Source organism: Vibrio sp. 10N.286.48.B8 (genome assembly GCF_003050085.1).
GTDB classification, from domain to species: domain Bacteria; phylum Pseudomonadota; class Gammaproteobacteria; order Enterobacterales; family Vibrionaceae; genus Vibrio; species Vibrio crassostreae.
Genome location: NZ_PIGD01000025.1, coordinates 16755 through 33335 on the forward strand (window position 1 = coordinate 16755; position 16581 = coordinate 33335).

A 16581-nucleotide genomic window follows, 5' to 3' on the forward strand; every position below is an offset into this window, starting at 1 on the left:
TTAACGTGTCATATGAACTGATAGGCTTGTTAGCAGGCCTTGGTGCTATTGTTGGTGTTTTAGCGGGTTTGCTAGGCATTGGCGGTGGTTTGCTGGTCGTTCCTGCCTTGCTATTTTTGCTTCCTAAAGCGGGTATTCCTCAAGAGTTTGCGATGCAAATGGCATTGGCTACCTCGTTATCAACCATTATTGTTACCTCGGGATCGTCTGCAATTAACCATTTAAAATTGGGTAATGTGGAACTTTTTGTCGTTAAGTGGTTGATGCCTGGTGTGGTGATTGGTGGTTTCCTAGGTTCTTTTGTCGCCGACGTTATTCCTGCTCAATATCTGCCAAAAGTCTTTGGTGTGATTGTCTTGGTATTGGCGTTGCAGATGTTGTTGTCGATCCGCTCTAAGAGTCAAAAGTCGATGCCGGGTTCAGCTAAGACCATGTTATGTGGTGGCGGTATTGGTTTGGTTTCAAGCTTGGCTGGTATTGGTGGTGGTTCTTTATCGGTGCCTTTCCTTAACCATCACGGTGTGGAAATGCGCAAAGCTGTAGGCTCATCCTCTGTATGTGGTTGTGTTATCGCGATTTCGGGAATGCTTGGCTTTATTTGGCATGGCTCTTCTGTCGATGATCTTCCGGCGTATAGCTTGGGTTATGTTTATCTACCGGCTTTGATAGCGATATCTTGTACCTCAGTACTGACCACACGAGTTGGCGCTAAACTGGCCACTCAATTGCCAACCCCCGTGCTGAAGAAATTCTTTGCGGTATTTTTAATGTTTATAGCAGCCACTATGCTGCTGTAGTGTCTTTTCTGTTAGCTGTTGAGCTAACCGTTATTCAATTTTAGATAGAGAGCCAAGTATGTCTCAGGGTTTTATCGAATTCCCAAATATCGATCCTGTTCTTATTGAACTAGGACCAATCTCAGTTCGTTGGTACGGCCTAATGTACCTTGTCGGTTTTATGTTTGCTCTTTGGTTAGCAAATCGCCGAGCTGATCAACCCGGTAGTGGTTGGACTCGAGAGCAAGTATCAGACCTACTGTTTGCTGGCTTTCTAGGTGTGGTGCTTGGTGGTCGTATTGGCTACGTACTTTTCTACAACTTTGGCCTTTTCATTGATGATCCACTCTACCTATTTAAGGTATGGACTGGCGGTATGTCTTTCCACGGTGGTTTGCTTGGTGTGATCACCGCGATGCTTTGGTATGCCAAAAAGAACGGTCGAACCTTTTTTGGTGTCGCAGACATGATTGCACCATTGGTTCCATTTGGTTTAGGTATGGGGCGTATGGGCAACTTCATGAACAGTGAACTATGGGGTCGTGTGACTGATGTGCCATGGGCGATTGTATTCCCTAACGGTGGTCCACTCCCTCGTCACCCATCTCAGCTTTATGAAATGGCGCTTGAAGGTATTGTACTGTTCTTCATCTTGAACTGGTTCATCAAAAAGCCTCGTCCTCTTGGTTCTGTATCAGGGTTATTCCTAGCAGGATATGGTACATTCCGCTTCCTAGTTGAATACGTACGTGAACCTGATGCTCAGCTAGGTTTGTTCGGTGGATTTATCTCTATGGGACAAATTTTGTCACTGCCAATGGTTATCATCGGTGTGTTGATGATGGTTTGGGCATACAAGCGTGGTCACTACAAAGATGAATTACCACAACAAACGAAGTAAGGAATTGGTGTGAAACAGTATTTAGATCTCTGTCAGCGTATCGTTAATGACGGTACTTGGATTGAAAATGAACGTACAGGCAAGCGCTGCCTAACCGTAATCAATGCTGACCTTGAATATGATGTTGGTAATAACCAATTCCCACTAGTAACAACACGTAAAAGTTTTTGGAAAGCCGCAGTTGCTGAGCTGCTTGGTTATATCCGTGGTTACGACAATGCGGAAGATTTTCGTAAGCTAGGGACTAAAACTTGGGATGCGAATTCTAACCTGAATGAAGCATGGCTAAATAACCCTTACCGCAAGGGTGAAGATGACATGGGCCGTGTTTATGGCGTTCAAGGACGTGCATGGGCAAAACCTGACGGCGGTCATATCGACCAACTGAAGAAGATTGTTGATGATCTAACAAACGGCATTGATGACCGCGGCGAGATCTTAAACTTCTATAACCCAGGTGAGTTCCACATGGGTTGTTTGCGTCCGTGTATGTACAGCCATCATTTCTCTCTACTTGGTGACACTTTGTACCTAAACAGTACTCAGCGCTCTTGTGATGTTCCTTTAGGCCTGAACTTCAACATGGTTCAAGTGTATGTGTTCCTAGCAATCATGGCGCAAATCACTGGTAAGAAAGCGGGTGTGGCTTACCACAAGCTGGTTAATGCTCATATCTACGAAGATCAACTCGCACCTATGCGTGATATCCAGTTGAAGCGTGAGCCTTTAGCTGGTCCAACATTCCACATCAATCCTGAGATTAAGTCTCTAGAAGATTTGGAAACGTGGGTGACGATGGATGACTTCTGGGTTGAAGGCTACGAATGCCACGAAGCGATTAAGTACCCATTCTCGGTTTAATCTAATCTGCTTTGATTGACTGTTTGACTGTTTGACTGTTTGACAGGTTGATCGAAAGGCTGCCTCTGCGCAGCCTTTTTTATTTCTGATGCTTGGCTTGCTTACTATTCGTAAAACCAATAATCTTGAGTGGTCTTTTCTAACCACAGAACTACTATGACTCGCTCGCATTGCTTTGTATTGCAACACGACTTTCCTATTTCTTTCTACCCTGATAAAAACCAGTTGGTGATTGATAGTGAAGAGATTCATTTAGAGCCACTACAAGCAAGACTGCTCAGCTATTTCATCGACAAGCGCGGGCAAGTGGTTAGTACGCAGCAGATAGCTGCTGATGTCTGGCAACGAACTCAAGTGTCTGACAACTTGGTTAGACAGGTCATCAGCTTACTGCGCAGTCAGCTTCAGGATAAGTCACGCCCATATCGCATCATTCAGACCATTCCTAAGCAAGGTTACCTGTTCGATGTTGAAGTGACTCAGCCGAGTGTTGAACCAACTTCCGTTGATGACGCCCCTCTACCTGAGTCTGAGCCTAAATCTTTTGTTGCTAATTCGAAAAAGAAAACCATCGCCCTGATTACAACCGCAGTATTCTCTGTTGGCTTAATAGCAACTTGGGCGTGGCAAATTGATGTCTCAACCAATGACACAGCTGTTATTTCTGTGCCTCAAAGTGATGTGATTCCCGTTTATATCCATGACATAACACTCGATTCTGCGGACGATTATGAGATGTCGGAAAGCGTGTACAACTACCTATTCTACGGGCTGAACTCAGCAAGAAATTTATCGGGTTACCACTTCTCTCAGCTATCGAAACAGGGCAAGCAATCACTTGCCAATAATGGTGTTGAACTCAAAGGTTGGCTCAAGCAAAAGGGCAATGATTATGTACTGAGCGTGTTGATACAAAACAACCGCCAGCCCAATCAAAGTCAGAAAGTGGAAAAGAGCTTTAGCCAAGATAACTTCTTTGATGCCATTGGGGATGTGATTCTTGAGATTAAAGCCATTATTGCCCCAATGAGTTCAGAATACGGTGTCGTCAGTCATCGTGTGACTTCTATTGATAACTACGATGATTGGAAGGTTATTTCAGAGGGAATATCGCTTTTCTACCAAGGTAAAGGTGGACAGCCATTTGCAGATATCGCACTTCAGTTGGATACGATTCAACAGCAAGGAAGAGACAATTATCTGGTTAATGCCTTATTGTCGTATTCGGAATCTTTGGCTTATTTGCAAAGTCATGAGCAAGAAGATCGCGAACATGCACTGCAACTGGCAAAGCAAGCCTTCGAGATGAACCCACGTTGTGATATTGCCAACCTTACCTTGGGTCTTGCACTGTTAATCAACCAACATGCCAATCAAGCTTTCCCTTACCTTTTTTACGCGGCTGAAAGTACACCGAGCCCAATCAGTTTTTATCTACTTAGTGTGGCTGACAAGCTGTCGGATAACCCTGAAGGTTCGCAATACAACTATCAGCGTTATACCGAAGTGAAAAAAGAGTATAATGGCCAACTGTTTGATCTTATTGACTCTTTATAAAAAACAAACCTTTCCTAAACCACATAATTCTCTTTGAAGTGAAGACGTTGAGCTACCGCTAATAGTAACGGCTCTTCCGCAAGGTTTTCTTGTGCCAACAGGCTTCTCAACATGTTTGATTATTGTTTGGACTTAGGCTCGATTGCCTTGCATCAAGCGTAAAAACATCGACTTCCACATACTGGTAACCAAATCATTAATTATTTGGGGTACACACATGTTGAAGAAGTTTGCTTTTCAGATCATTCCAATTCAGATCTTCTTATTCGTCTTTTGGTTCAAAAATGGCTTTGTCGATAAAGTGATGGGCGTTGTGCTTGGCTTTATTACGCCAGATACCGCTTATTCAGGTGACACTTGGGCTGGCTGGAAAGGCTATATTGTAGGAACTTGGGATAAGAGCCAAATCGGTCATGCTCTACTGAGTCCAACATTCGATTTTATGTTCCCTATTCTGATTGCTTTGCAATGTGTACCGTTTTTACTGGTTATTCGTTCGGTATTTGCAGGTGAGTTCATGTCTGGCAAGGAGCGTCCGTGGTTACTCTATGCTGCCTTTACTTCTTTATTTGTGACTGCTTGTATGGCTTTCACTCAAACCATCACTGGCGCAAGCGACGGGCAGTATCTATGGCAACTTATCGGCTTTGGCATGGTTGCCATTATGCATCTGCGTAATGAGCAAGGTAAGTAAGCGTTTTTTGGATACGGGATGCGAAGGGTAGCTAGATACGAGATACGAAGAGCGTGTTTAGATTTGAGTCAGTGAGATACGAAATATCAAACGCAGATAATGAGAGGAAGTCGCTTTTCGTCACTCTCTACCCGAATCTCGTATCTTCTTTTAGCTCTTCGTTACTCGTTCACTCGCATCCCGTATTTGATTTTTGCTTCCCTCATCTGCTCTTAAAAAGAAAAGCCCGCAACCTAGGAGGTTGCGGGCTTTGTTATAAGCGATGTGTCTTGTTATCGGTTAAGCTATCTAATTATTTAGCGATTAAGCCGTCAGTGCTAACACGGTACCAGGCAGTACAAGGAATACCGCAATAAGGTAACCAGCCACTACAGATTTGTTCTTCACAGCCATGTCAGAAATAATATCAGCGGCTTTTACTGGTAGTTCACGTAGGAACGGAATACCAAAGATGAATACCGTTGCCATGATGTTGAACACCAAGTGTACTAGAGCAATCTGCAGTGCAAATACTGCGAACTCACCAGATACTGCTGTCGCTGCTAATAGAGCGGTAATACACGTACCGATGTTTGCACCCAGAGTGAATGGGTAAACGTCACGTACTTTAAGAACACCTGAACCTACTAGTGGAACCATCAAGCTTGTTGTCGTTGAAGAAGACTGAACAAGGATAGTAACGATAGAGCCAGAAGCGATACCGTGGATAGGACCACGACCAATTGCATTCTTTAGAATTTCACGAGCACGACCCACCATCAGGCTCTTCATTAGCTTACCCATTACCGTGATAGCTACAAAGATAGTCGCGATACCTAGAACGATAAGCATGATACCGCCAACAGTGTCGCCAAATGTCGATAGTGGCTCTTTAATCGCACTGACTACTGGTTTAGTGATTGGCTTGATGAAGTTAAGACCACCCATGCTCATATCACCTGTTGCTAGCATCGGTGATACTAACCAGTGAGAAATCTTCTCTAGAATACCAAACGCCATCTCTAGTGGTAGGAAAATAGCAACGGCTAATAGGTTAAAGAAGTCGTGAATCGTCGCACTTGCGAATGCACGTTTGAACTCATCTTTACAACGAACATGACCAAGACTAACTAGCGTATTGGTTACTGTCGTACCAATGTTCGCACCCATTATCATAGGGATTGCTAGCTCAACAGGTAAACCACCTGCCACAAGGCCAACGATAATTGAAGTAACTGTACTTGATGATTGAATAAGTGCTGTTGCCACTAAACCAATCATTAAGCCTGCAACTGGGTGTGAAGCAAATTCGAAAAGAACTTTTGCTTGCTCGCCTGTTGCCCATTTGAAGCCTGTACCAACCATTGAAACTGAAAGTAATAGTAGGTAAAGCATGAATGCCAAGTTAGCCCAGCGTAGCCAACGAGTTGTGCTCGAGATAGGCGCTGCTGCAGTAGTAGCTTGGTTCATAATGTTTTCTCCATTGGACCGTTTAAGTCTGTGTTTGGTCTGTTTGTTTAATCTGAGCGTGATGTTAGAGAACAAATATTTCAGTAATATTACATTTTGGTTTAGGTTGGTTTTTTTTGTGATGATTTGCTGTTTAAATATTTTGACAGTAAATGTTTTTAATTTAACCTTTTGTTTTAATTGGTGTTTTTGTGATTTTCAACTTGGGTGATATAGATCTTAAAAGTTAGAGAAAAATTGAAAATAATCGCTGAAATATTACATTATGAAATCAGACACTTCGTAAAAATAGGTGATAATGGTTAGTTAGGTTTGGTTTTTCCGAGTTTGTTGAGTGGGAGTGTCATATTTGATATAAAAGGGTATCTACTCTTTTATTACGGCACATCTATGTCGCACCTCAACTATAACCACCTTTATTACTTTTGGATGGTTTGCAAACAAGGCTCTGTTACTAAAGCGGCAGAAGCTCTATTCCTAACACCACAAACAGTAACTGGTCAGATAAAAGCGTTAGAAGAGCGTATGGATGGCAAGTTAACTAAGCGTAATGGTCGCAGTGTTGAGCCGACAGAGCTTGGGCAGCTAGTCTTTAAGTACGCTGACCGTATGTTTGGCCTGAGTTATGAGATGCTGGATATCGTAAATTATAGCCAGCACTCTAATATTCTGTTTGATGTTGGTGTTGCGGATGCACTGTCTAAAAGACTCGTAAGCAAGATACTGATGTCGACGATTCCCCCAGATAACAGCATTCATTTACGTTGCTTTGAATCGACCCATGAAATGCTACTTGAGCAACTTTCTCAGCATAAGCTCGATATGATCTTGTCTGATTGCCCGGTGGATTCGAGTCAAAGCCCTGGCCTGTTTAGTAAAAAGCTTGGCGAAAGTGGAATGAGCTTTTTCAGTTCCGGCAAGGTTGAAGGTGTGAACTTCCCCGCGGTATTAGAACAAAGAAAGCTTTTGATACCTGGTAGTCGAACCTCAATGGGGCGCAAAGTGCTGCAGTGGTTTGATAGACAAGGACTTAAACCTGATGTTTTGGGTGAGTTTGATGATGCGGCATTGATGAAGGCTTTTGCTCGCTACCACGATGACGCAATATTCTTAGCGCCAACCCTTTATATGTCTGAGGTTGAGGAAGATACATCACTGCAATTATTAGGTGGCATTGAAGAGTTAAAAGAGGAGTACTACGTCATATTTGCTGAGAGGATGATCCAACATCCAGCAGTAAAAAACGTATGCGACGCAGATTTTAGCAAATTGTTCGAGTGAGGCGGTTTGTTAATGAATTGATATCGATTATCATAACTCCACCATATGCCGGAAATACTGATAGCCCGTAGTTGGCGTAAAGGTTGTAGGGAGCCAAACTATGAACTTAAAAGAGATGGAGAAGAACTCAGCACAAGCTGTGATTCTACTCAAAGCCATGGCCAACGAGCGTCGCTTACAGATCTTGTGCCTATTACATGGTACTGAGCTGTCGGTTGGGGAGTTGTGTGGCAAGTTGGAACTGAGTCAGTCTGCTTTATCTCAACATCTTGCTTGGTTGAGAAGAGATGGTTTGGTCGAAACTCGCAAAGAAGCTCAAACTGTGTATTACACATTGAGTAGTGAAGAAGTAAAAGCGATGATTAACCTACTGCATGGTATTTACTGCAAGTAGCTTATTGCTGGTGGGAGGTGGATTTCTTATCAGGAATAAGACCGACACAAGGAAGTGTCAGTATTTCACGTCAAACGTGAGTGCCTATCTATATTACCGACCTATCTATCTGCTTGTCTGTTTTTTTCTCGTTGTTTTTTAGCTGCTTAGCTATTTATCGGTAAGCAAATTAGCGGTTTTTCAGTTAAATAATCACCGGAAAATAATAGCATTTCTCAAATTTTAGATATAAAAAAACCGGCCAAGGCCGGTTTTTTTCGTTTTGCGTTGTAATCAAATTTCTATTAAAGAGCTTTGATTGCAGCAGCGAAACGAGACTTATGACGTGCAGCTTTATTCTTATGAATAAGGCCTTTAGTCGCCATACGGTCTAGAAGAGGTGTAACTTCTACAAGAGCAGCAGTTGCAGCTTCTTTATTGCCAGCTTCAATAGCTGCAATAGTTTTTTTCATGTAAGTGCGCATCATAGAACGACGGCTAGCATTGTGCTGGCGACGTTTCTCAGCTTGGATAGCGCGCTTCTTAGCAGATTTACTGTTTGCCAAGGGTCTAACTCCCAAAAACTTAGTTCGGTGACAATTTAAGGGCGAGGACTATCCCTCATTAGCGCTTAATTGTCAAATGATTTGTGCAAAAACCAATCGTAGCCAAACAAACTTTGGTATGGAAAGGTCATCGCGGTTAAGATGGCGGGGATTCTAACAGCATTTTTAGACCAATGCTAATAAATATGCTTCTTAGGATAGGATAGTATTTATCCTCGCTTGAAAGTAATCAACCAGTGTCAGAGGTTTCTGTGAGTAAACGACTATTAAAGTCAGGGCTGATTGTCAGTGTAATGACTTTTGTTTCCCGTGTCTTGGGGCTAGTACGTGATGTCGTAGTAGCAAACTTAATGGGGGCAGGAGCAAGTGCAGACGTATTTTTCTTCGCCAATAAAATTCCTAATTTTTTACGTCGGCTGTTTGCCGAAGGTGCTTTTTCTCAAGCCTTTGTACCAGTATTAACGGAATATCACGCCGCAGGTGATAAAGATAAAACTCGAGACTTGATAGCAAAGGTGTCCGGTACTCTTGGGGTGTTGGTTTCTATTGTTACGGTGCTTGGGGTATTAGGCTCTGGGGTTATCACCGCAATGTTCGGTGCGGGTTGGTTTATTGATTGGCTTAATGACGGCCCCTCGGCGCCTAAGTTTGAACTCGCCAGCCTAATGCTGAAAATTACTTTTCCTTATTTATGGTTCATTACGTTTGTCGCTTTATCAGGTGCAATCCTTAATACCATGGGCAAATTTGCGGTTTCGTCATTTACGCCTGTGTTCTTGAACGTAATGATCATTGCTTGTGCTTGGTTTCTTGCTCCTAATTTAGAACAACCTGAAATTGGTTTATCCATCGGCGTTTTTCTTGGAGGCTTAGTTCAATTCCTGTTCCAAATGCCTTTCTTGATTAAAGCGGGAGTACTGGTTAAGCCTAAGTGGGGTTGGAGAGATCCGGGCGTGGTTAAGATCCGCACGTTAATGATCCCTGCTTTGTTTGGTGTGTCAGTAAGTCAAATCAACTTGTTGTTCGATACTTTCATTGCCAGTTTTCTAGCGACGGGCTCGATCAGTTGGCTGTATTACTCGGATCGACTATTAGAATTTCCACTCGGTTTGTTTGGTATTGCCATTGCGACGGTTATTCTTCCTGCTTTATCTCGTAAGCACGTTGATGCTGAAGGAGAAGGGTTTGCTCACACCATGGATTGGGGTGTGCGCATGGTACTGCTGCTCGGTATTCCTGCGATGTTCGGTCTTATTGTGTTAGCAAAACCGATGTTGATGGTGCTGTTTATGCGTGGTGAGTTTTCTCCTCATGATGTTAATCAGGCTTCAATGTCTTTAGTGGCGTACGCTTCAGGCTTGCTGAATTTCATGCTTATTAAAGTATTGGCTCCCGGCTATTACTCTCGTCAAGACACCAAAACACCGGTTAAGTACGGCATCATTGCGATGGTGACTAACATGGTGTTCAACGCAATCTTCGCTTATTTCTATGGTTATGTTGGTTTGGCAATCGCAACGGCGTTGTCTGCGTTCGTGAACATGACTCTGCTTTATCGTGGTTTGCATCTAGCGGGTGTTTATCGTTTAACCAAGACTACATTGTTGTTTAGCCTTAAATTATTGATCTCAGGTACGGTAATGATTGGCGTGATTTTATGGCAGCTAGACAATATGCAATTGTGGCTTGATTGGGGCTTTAACCAAAGAGCGTTGACACTAACAGGGTTGATCGCACTTGGCGCCTTTGCTTATATTGTGTCGATACTGGTTTTAGGTATCCGAGTAAAACATTTAAAAGCAGCGACAGATTAATACTGATTAGTATATAATCCGTCGGTTTCACACAATAAATGATGTTAATAACAGGTTTTAGCTGATCACAATGGAACTGATCCGAGGTATACACAATATTAAAGCGCAGCATCATGGCTGTGTATTAACCATAGGTAACTTCGATGGTGTTCATTTAGGGCATCAAGAGGTTCTGAGTCAGGTTTCTAAACAAGCTGCAGCATTAGGGCTCCCTTCTGTTGTCATGACGTTTGAGCCGCAACCTATGGAGTTGTTTGCCAAAGGTAAAGCACCAGCACGTTTAACTCGCTTACGAGATAAATACGTGCAACTGAATAAGCTAGATATCAGTCGTTTATTGTGTGTGAATTTTAATCAGTATTTTGCAAGCTTGTCGGCTGAAGCGTTCATTAAAGACCTTTTGGTTGATAAGCTTGGCGTGAAATTCTTGGTTGTCGGTGACGATTTTTGCTTCGGTAAGGGTCGTACTGGTAATTTCGCTATGCTCAAAGCGGCAGGCGAGAAGTATGGTTTTGAGGTGGTGAGCACCCAGAGCTATTGCTTAAACCAATTACGAGTAAGCAGTACTGAGATACGAAATGCGTTAGCGGCCAATGACTTGGCTTCTAGTGCTACCATGCTAGGGCGTGACTACAGTATCAGTGGTCGTGTTTCTCATGGTCGAAAACTAGGGAGAACTATCGGTTTCCCTACCGCTAATATTCCATTAAAGCGTTGTGTTTCTCCTGTATCGGGAGTGTATGTTGTTGAAGCTTTGGATATCGACGGTGTTCCTGTCGGTGGCGTTGCTAATATTGGACAACGACCAACAGTTAATGGGGTAAGGCAGCAATTAGAAGTGCACTTTTTTGACTTTAAAGCCAATTTATATGGTAAACAGTTAGAAGTACGACTTTTGCACAAACTGCGCGACGAGATAAAATTTGAATCGTTCGACGCACTAAAGAATCAAATAGAATTGGATGCTGAAGCCGCAAGGGTGTGGCTGCTTCAGCTAAAGAATTAATCGGATGATTCCACCGATTAACATAATGTCTAACTTCGCCCAATATAACGGAATTAAGAATCGATGAGTGATTATAAAGATACCCTGAACTTACCAGAAACAGGGTTCCCAATGCGCGGTAATCTGGCAAATCGTGAGCCAGAAATGCTGAAGCGTTGGTACAAAGAAGATCTTTACGGCGAAATCCGTAAGGCAAAGAAAGGTAAAAAATCTTTCGTACTGCATGATGGCCCTCCATACGCGAACGGCGACATTCACATTGGCCACGCGCTGAATAAGATTCTTAAAGACATTATTATCAAATCTAAGACCCTTTCTGGTTTTGATGCACCGTACATCCCAGGTTGGGACTGTCACGGTCTTCCAATCGAGCTAATGGTTGAGAAGAAGAAAGGTAAGCCTGGTCAGAAGATTTCGGCTGCTGAATTCCGCGAAGAGTGTCGTAAGTACGCTGCGGGCCAAGTTGAAGGTCAGAAAGAGAGCTTCAAACGTCTTGGTATCATGGGCGAGTGGGACAAACCTTACCGTACTATGGATTTCGGCACTGAAGCGAACATCATTCGTTCTCTAGGCAAAATCGCAGACAAAGGTCACCTTCTTAAAGGTTTCAAACCAGTTCACTGGTGTACTGACTGTGGTTCTGCTCTGGCTGAAGCTGAAGTTGAATATAAAGATAAAGTTTCTCCATCTATCGATGTGAAATTTACAGCAGCTGACGAAGCGGCGCTGCTAGAGAAATTTACTCTAGCTGAAGGTCATGCGGGTCAAGGCGAAATTTCTATCGTTATCTGGACGACAACACCATGGACTCTGCCGGCGAACCGCGCAGTATGTCTACGTGATGATCTTGAATACGTGCTTATCCAAGTTGAAGCGAATGGCGACCAACCAGCTCAACGTATCGTTGTTGCTTCTGATCTAGCAAAAGACGTAATGGACCGTGCAGGTATCGAGCATTTCCATAACCTTGGTTTTGCTACAGGTGCTGATCTTGAGCTTTCTCAGTTCAACCACCCGTTCTACGATTTTACTGTTCCTGCTGTTCTTGGCGACCACGTAACAACGGATTCAGGTACTGGTGTGGTTCACACTGCGCCTGGCCACGGTCAAGAGGATTTCGTGGTTGGTAAGAAGTACAACCTAGAAATCGCTAACCCAGTTGGTTCAAACGGCGTTTACCTGCCAGATACTGAGCTATTTGCTGGTCAGCACGTATTTAAAGCGAACGACTCTGTTTTAGAAGTTCTAAAAGATAAAGGTGCACTTCTGCATCACCACGCTTACGAGCACAGCTACCCACACTGTTGGAGACACAAAACTCCAATCATCTTCCGTGCAACACCACAATGGTTCATCTCTATGGATCAAGCTGGCCTACGTGCTAAAGCACTAGAGTCTATCAAGAGTGTTGAGTGGTTGCCTGAATGGGGTCAAAGCCGTATCGAAGGTATGGTTGAAGGTCGCCCTGAGTGGTGTATCTCTCGTCAACGTACTTGGGGTGTGCCAATTGCTCTGTTCGTTCATAAAGAAACAGCAGAACTTCACCCAGAAAGCCCAGCGCTTATTGAAAAAGTCGCGAAGTTAGTTGAAGAGAAAGGTATTCAAGCTTGGTGGGATGTAGACGCTGCTGAACTTATGGGCGCAGAAGACGCTGATAAGTACGAAAAAGTAATGGATACGCTAGACGTATGGTTCGACTCAGGTGTGACGCACTTCTCGGTTGTTGATTCTCGTGAAGAGTACAACTTCCCGAACGAAGAGCGTACTCACAGTGCTGATCTTTACCTTGAAGGTTCAGACCAACACCGTGGCTGGTTCCAGTCTTCTTTAATTTCATCTATTGCGATGAAAGACGAAGCACCATACAAGCAAGTACTAACTCACGGTTTCGTGGTTGACGGTAACGGCCGTAAGATGTCTAAATCTATCGGTAACGTTGTTGCACCTAAAGATGTAACCAACAAGCTAGGTGCAGATATCCTGCGTCTATGGGTTGCTTCTACAGACTACACGGGTGAAGTTGCGGTTTCTGATGAAATCCTGAAGCGTTCAGCTGATGCTTACCGTCGTATTCGTAACACAGCGCGTTTCTTCCTAGCGAACTTGAATGGTTTCAACCCTGAAACTGACCTAGTACCTGCTGAAGAGATGGTTGCACTTGATCGCTGGGCTGTTGGCCGTGCTCAAGCTGCACAAGAAGAGATTGTTAAAGCATACGGCGAGTACAACACTCACGGTGTGACTCAACGTCTAATGCAGTTCTGTTCTATCGAAATGGGTTCTTTCTACCTAGACGTAATTAAAGACCGTCAGTACACAGCGAAGCAGGGCAGCCATGCTCAACGTAGCTGTCAAACTGCGCTTTACTACATCGTAGAAGCTCTAGTTCGTTGGATGGCACCTATCATGTCGTTCACTGCAGATGAAATCTGGAACGAGATGCCGGGTGAGCGCGACAAGTTCGTGTTTACTGGCGAATGGTTCGAAGGCCTATTCGGTCTAGCTGAAGGCGAAGAGCTAAGCAACGAATTCTGGGCTGAAATCCAAACGGTTCGTGGCGCTGTGAACAAGCTTCTTGAAGATGCTCGTAAAGAGAAAACGATCGGTGGTGCACTGCAAGCTGAAGTGATTCTATACGCTGACGACGCACTAGCGGCGAAAATCAACAAGCTAGAAGATGAGCTACGTTTCGTACTTATCACTTCTGCAGCTGTTGTTAAGCCATTAAGCGAGAAGTCTGATGCAGCTCAAGAGACAGACGTTGCTGGTCTATTCGTTGAAGTTGCAGCTACTGAAGCTGAGAAGTGTGACCGTTGCTGGCACCACACTCCAGATGTAGGCACTATCGAAGGTCATGAGAAAGTTTGTGGTCGTTGTGTGTCGAACATCGACGGTGAAGGCGAAGTGCGTAAGTTCGCATAACAGCTCAGAGAAAGACTGAACTTTTTGTAAAAATCATAGCCCCAGTATCAACTGGGGTTATTTTTAATTATAGGAAATGTGTTTATACAAGTACGGTAATCAGGTCACTTAAATTGAGTAACAGTGAATACCAACTTCGTAAATACTAGGAATAGAAATGAGTGAAGTTTCGTTAAAACAATCTGGTGTGCGTTGGCTATGGTTGGCCCTAGTGGTCTTCCTTGCCGATATCGGCATTAAACTCTTTGTTATGGATAACATGGGTTATGGCTGGGCAAACCGTATTGAGGTTCTGCCATTCTTTAACTTTTTGTACGTGCATAACTATGGTGCAGCGTTTAGCTTCTTGAGTGATCAAAGTGGTTGGCAGCGTTGGTTATTTACCGGTATCGCATTTGCGGTAACAGGTATGCTGACGTACTGGATGAGCAAACTACCAGCTGCAGAGAAGTGGAATAACATTGCTTATGCGATCATCATTGGTGGCGCAGTAGGAAATGTGTTTGACCGAGTCGTACATGGCTTTGTTGTCGATTACTTAGACTTCTACTGGGGCACTTACCATTGGCCCGCATTTAACTTAGCCGATATGGGAATCTGTATCGGTGCTGCGATGATCATCCTAGATGGTTTCCGTAAGAAAGACGAAAGCAAATAGCTTGCCTCAAAGTCAGTCTATGACTCACAGAATAGAATAGCCCTAAGCGCTGTCGGTTGATTCCGACGGCGCTTTTTTTTATGCTTCAGTCAACAAGGAAGCAAAGCACAATGCATCCTCAAATAATAAAGAAATCTAAGGAAAGTAACGTGGCAGCAATTAAAAATGATTCAGCAGTAACTCTACATTTTACGATTAAAATGAAGGATGGTTCAGTTGCCGATAGCACCGAAAATATGGGCAAACCTGCAAAGTTCGTCATGGGCGATGGCAGCCTAAGTGAGAACTTTGAAGCGTGCTTACTTGGACTTGAAGCTGGAACTGAAAAGTCTATCGAACTGAAAGCGGAAGATGCGTTTGGTATGCCAAACCCTGATCATATTCATTATATGGATCGTGCTAAGTTTGTTGGTGATTCTGAAGTTGAAGTGGGTACTATCATGGCATTCTCTGGTCCTGATGGGATGGAAATTCCAGGTATTATTACTGAGATCGCAGGTGATTCAGTGACGGTTGATTTTAATCACCCACTCGCAGGTCAAGACGTTACGTTTGACGTCAATATCTTAACGGTAGAATAACTCTCTTAACGTTAGAATAAGATAGCCTTACTGCGGTGATGTCACCTAGAGCTTCACTGTCTAGACGCTTCACTGTAGAATGCGAACCTCGCTGACGGCGAACTCTATAGAAACAACCTTAGTACCGCGGTAAATGATGAGCAATGAAATGAAAATAATGTTAGCTAACCCTCGTGGCTTTTGTGCCGGTGTCGATCGTGCGATCAGCATCGTAGAGCGCGCACTTGAAATGTATCAGCCACCGATCTATGTTCGCCATGAAGTGGTACACAACCGCTTTGTTGTTGAGGGGCTCAAGCAACGTGGTGCTATTTTTGTCGAAGAACTGAGTGAAGTGCCTGACGACAATATCGTGATTTTCTCTGCTCACGGTGTTTCTCAAGCGGTTCGTAAAGAAGCGAAGGAGCGCGAGCTAACGGTATTCGATGCAACCTGTCCTTTGGTGACTAAAGTTCATATGGAGGTTGCTCGTGCGAGCCGTAAACATATGGAAGTAGTACTGATCGGTCACGCGGGTCACCCGGAAGTTGAAGGCACTATGGGTCAGTACGCGAGTCAAACAGGTGGTATGTACTTGGTTGAAAGACCAGAAGACGTACAAAAACTAGTGGTTAATGATCCAAGTAACTTACACTACGTGAGCCAAACTACGCTGTCTGTTGATGAAACGGCAGATGTAATTGAAGAGTTACGTCGTGTATTCCCTGAGATTCAAGGCCCTCGTAAAGACGACATCTGTTATGCGACTCAAAACCGTCAAGACGCGGTGCGTGAGATGGCGAATGACGTTGATGTGGTGATAGTGGTTGGTTCTAAGAACTCATCGAACTCTACACGCCTAAAAGAGCTAGCTGAGAAGCTAGGCACACCAGGCTACCTAACGGATTGCCCAGAAGATATTCAGACTGAATGGGTTGAAGGCAAGAAGAAAATCGGCGTAACGGCTGGTGCTTCTGCTCCTGAAGAGTTAGTTAACCAAATCTTAGATCGTATCCGCGAACTAGGTGCGACTGGCGTTGAAGAGATTCAAGGTCGCGAAGAGAACATGTTCTTCGAAGTACCTAAAGAGCTGCAGATCAAGCAAGTAGATTAATCTCTATTGATTCGAGACACTAGCGATTCGCAAACAGTTGATTCGCAAA

The 16581-nt window shown here is 43.8% G+C and carries 15 protein-coding genes; 13 read left to right on the plus strand and 2 right to left on the minus strand.

The window, feature by feature from the left end; all coding sequences use genetic code 11:
- Positions 1 to 5 precede the first annotated feature (5 nt).
- The 5 genes from CWO08_RS21110 to CWO08_RS21130 all read left to right on the plus strand — a co-directional run bounded on the left by CWO08_RS21110 (position 6) and on the right by CWO08_RS21130 (position 4789).
- Positions 6 to 797 carry a sulfite exporter TauE/SafE family protein gene (locus CWO08_RS21110; protein WP_004735020.1) on the plus strand — a complete coding sequence of 264 codons (792 nt, stop codon included), beginning with the start codon at positions 6 to 8 and terminating at the stop codon, positions 795 to 797.
- A gap of 58 nt (positions 798 to 855) precedes the next feature.
- A complete protein-coding gene (lgt, locus tag CWO08_RS21115; protein WP_004735021.1) occupies positions 856 to 1677 on the plus strand; it encodes a prolipoprotein diacylglyceryl transferase in 822 nt (273 codons plus the stop codon).
- A gap of 9 nt (positions 1678 to 1686) precedes the next feature.
- A complete protein-coding gene (locus CWO08_RS21120) occupies positions 1687 to 2538 on the plus strand; it encodes a thymidylate synthase (RefSeq protein ID WP_009848438.1) in 852 nt (283 codons plus the stop codon).
- A gap of 156 nt (positions 2539 to 2694) precedes the next feature.
- Positions 2695 to 4095: a winged helix-turn-helix domain-containing protein gene (locus CWO08_RS21125; protein ID WP_108021032.1), complete on the plus strand. Its 1401-nt coding sequence runs from the start codon at positions 2695 to 2697 to the stop codon at positions 4093 to 4095.
- Positions 4096 to 4312: 217 nt separating this feature from the next.
- Positions 4313 to 4789 carry a hypothetical protein gene (locus CWO08_RS21130; RefSeq protein ID WP_108021033.1) on the plus strand — a complete coding sequence of 159 codons (477 nt, stop codon included), beginning with the start codon at positions 4313 to 4315 and terminating at the stop codon, positions 4787 to 4789.
- A 303-nt stretch (positions 4790 to 5092) separates the two neighbouring features.
- Here CWO08_RS21130 and CWO08_RS21135 read toward each other — a convergent pair whose 3' ends face one another.
- Entirely contained in the window at positions 5093 to 6238 is a 1146-nt protein-coding gene (locus tag CWO08_RS21135) for a Na/Pi symporter (RefSeq protein ID WP_004735026.1), read from the minus strand.
- Between the two features lie 390 nt (positions 6239 to 6628).
- Between CWO08_RS21135 and nhaR the strand changes: the two genes are divergently transcribed.
- Positions 6629 to 7519, plus strand: coding sequence for a transcriptional activator NhaR (nhaR, locus tag CWO08_RS21140; RefSeq protein ID WP_048658065.1), 891 nt, complete (start codon positions 6629 to 6631; stop codon positions 7517 to 7519).
- A 100-nt stretch (positions 7520 to 7619) separates the two neighbouring features.
- On the plus strand, positions 7620 to 7913 hold the full coding sequence (locus tag CWO08_RS21145; protein ID WP_004735028.1) for a metalloregulator ArsR/SmtB family transcription factor: 294 nt from the start codon (positions 7620 to 7622) through the stop codon (positions 7911 to 7913).
- Positions 7914 to 8197: 284 nt separating this feature from the next.
- On the opposite strand, the gene rpsT is transcribed toward CWO08_RS21145, so the two are convergent.
- A complete protein-coding gene (gene rpsT, locus CWO08_RS21150) occupies positions 8198 to 8458 on the minus strand; it encodes a 30S ribosomal protein S20 (RefSeq protein ID WP_012603273.1) in 261 nt (86 codons plus the stop codon).
- 251 nt (positions 8459 to 8709) lie between these two features.
- On the opposite strand from rpsT, the gene murJ reads away from it, so the two are divergent.
- The 6 genes from murJ (at position 8710) to ispH (ending at position 16532) form a co-directional block, all read left to right on the plus strand.
- Positions 8710 to 10272: a murein biosynthesis integral membrane protein MurJ gene (gene murJ, locus CWO08_RS21155; RefSeq protein ID WP_032501129.1), complete on the plus strand. Its 1563-nt coding sequence runs from the start codon at positions 8710 to 8712 to the stop codon at positions 10270 to 10272.
- A gap of 70 nt (positions 10273 to 10342) precedes the next feature.
- Complete coding sequence (gene ribF / locus CWO08_RS21160; protein WP_108021034.1) at positions 10343 to 11278, plus strand: bifunctional riboflavin kinase/FAD synthetase; 936 nt, start codon at positions 10343 to 10345, stop codon at positions 11276 to 11278.
- Between the two features lie 63 nt (positions 11279 to 11341).
- Positions 11342 to 14200, plus strand: a complete 2859-nt coding sequence (gene ileS, locus CWO08_RS21165; RefSeq protein ID WP_102394039.1) for an isoleucine--tRNA ligase — start codon at positions 11342 to 11344, stop codon at positions 14198 to 14200.
- Positions 14201 to 14357: 157 nt separating this feature from the next.
- Positions 14358 to 14858 carry a signal peptidase II gene (lspA, locus tag CWO08_RS21170; RefSeq protein ID WP_102394038.1) on the plus strand — a complete coding sequence of 167 codons (501 nt, stop codon included), beginning with the start codon at positions 14358 to 14360 and terminating at the stop codon, positions 14856 to 14858.
- A 149-nt stretch (positions 14859 to 15007) separates the two neighbouring features.
- On the plus strand, positions 15008 to 15439 hold the full coding sequence (fkpB, locus tag CWO08_RS21175) for an FKBP-type peptidyl-prolyl cis-trans isomerase (RefSeq protein ID WP_017062866.1): 432 nt from the start codon (positions 15008 to 15010) through the stop codon (positions 15437 to 15439).
- 136 nt (positions 15440 to 15575) lie between these two features.
- Entirely contained in the window at positions 15576 to 16532 is a 957-nt protein-coding gene (ispH, locus tag CWO08_RS21180) for a 4-hydroxy-3-methylbut-2-enyl diphosphate reductase (protein ID WP_102394042.1), read from the plus strand.
- Positions 16533 to 16581 lie beyond the last annotated feature (49 nt).

What these genes read in the sequence shown, in the direction of transcription:
- lgt (WP_004735021.1), top strand. Translation starts at nt 856, where the DNA reads ATGTCTCAGGGTTTTATCGAATTCCCAAATATCGATCCTGTTCTTATT.
- CWO08_RS21125 (WP_108021032.1), top strand. Translation starts at nt 2,695, where the DNA reads ATGACTCGCTCGCATTGCTTTGTATTGCAACACGACTTTCCTATTTCT.
- CWO08_RS21130 (WP_108021033.1), top strand. Translation starts at nt 4,313, where the DNA reads ATGTTGAAGAAGTTTGCTTTTCAGATCATTCCAATTCAGATCTTCTTA.
- CWO08_RS21135 (WP_004735026.1), bottom strand. Translation starts at nt 6,238, where the DNA reads ATGAACCAAGCTACTACTGCAGCAGCGCCTATCTCGAGCACAACTCGT.
- nhaR (WP_048658065.1), top strand. Translation starts at nt 6,629, where the DNA reads ATGTCGCACCTCAACTATAACCACCTTTATTACTTTTGGATGGTTTGC.
- CWO08_RS21145 (WP_004735028.1), top strand. Translation starts at nt 7,620, where the DNA reads ATGAACTTAAAAGAGATGGAGAAGAACTCAGCACAAGCTGTGATTCTA.
- ribF (WP_108021034.1), top strand. Translation starts at nt 10,343, where the DNA reads ATGGAACTGATCCGAGGTATACACAATATTAAAGCGCAGCATCATGGC.
- ileS (WP_102394039.1), top strand. Translation starts at nt 11,342, where the DNA reads ATGAGTGATTATAAAGATACCCTGAACTTACCAGAAACAGGGTTCCCA.
- lspA (WP_102394038.1), top strand. Translation starts at nt 14,358, where the DNA reads ATGAGTGAAGTTTCGTTAAAACAATCTGGTGTGCGTTGGCTATGGTTG.
- ispH (WP_102394042.1), top strand. Translation starts at nt 15,576, where the DNA reads ATGAGCAATGAAATGAAAATAATGTTAGCTAACCCTCGTGGCTTTTGT.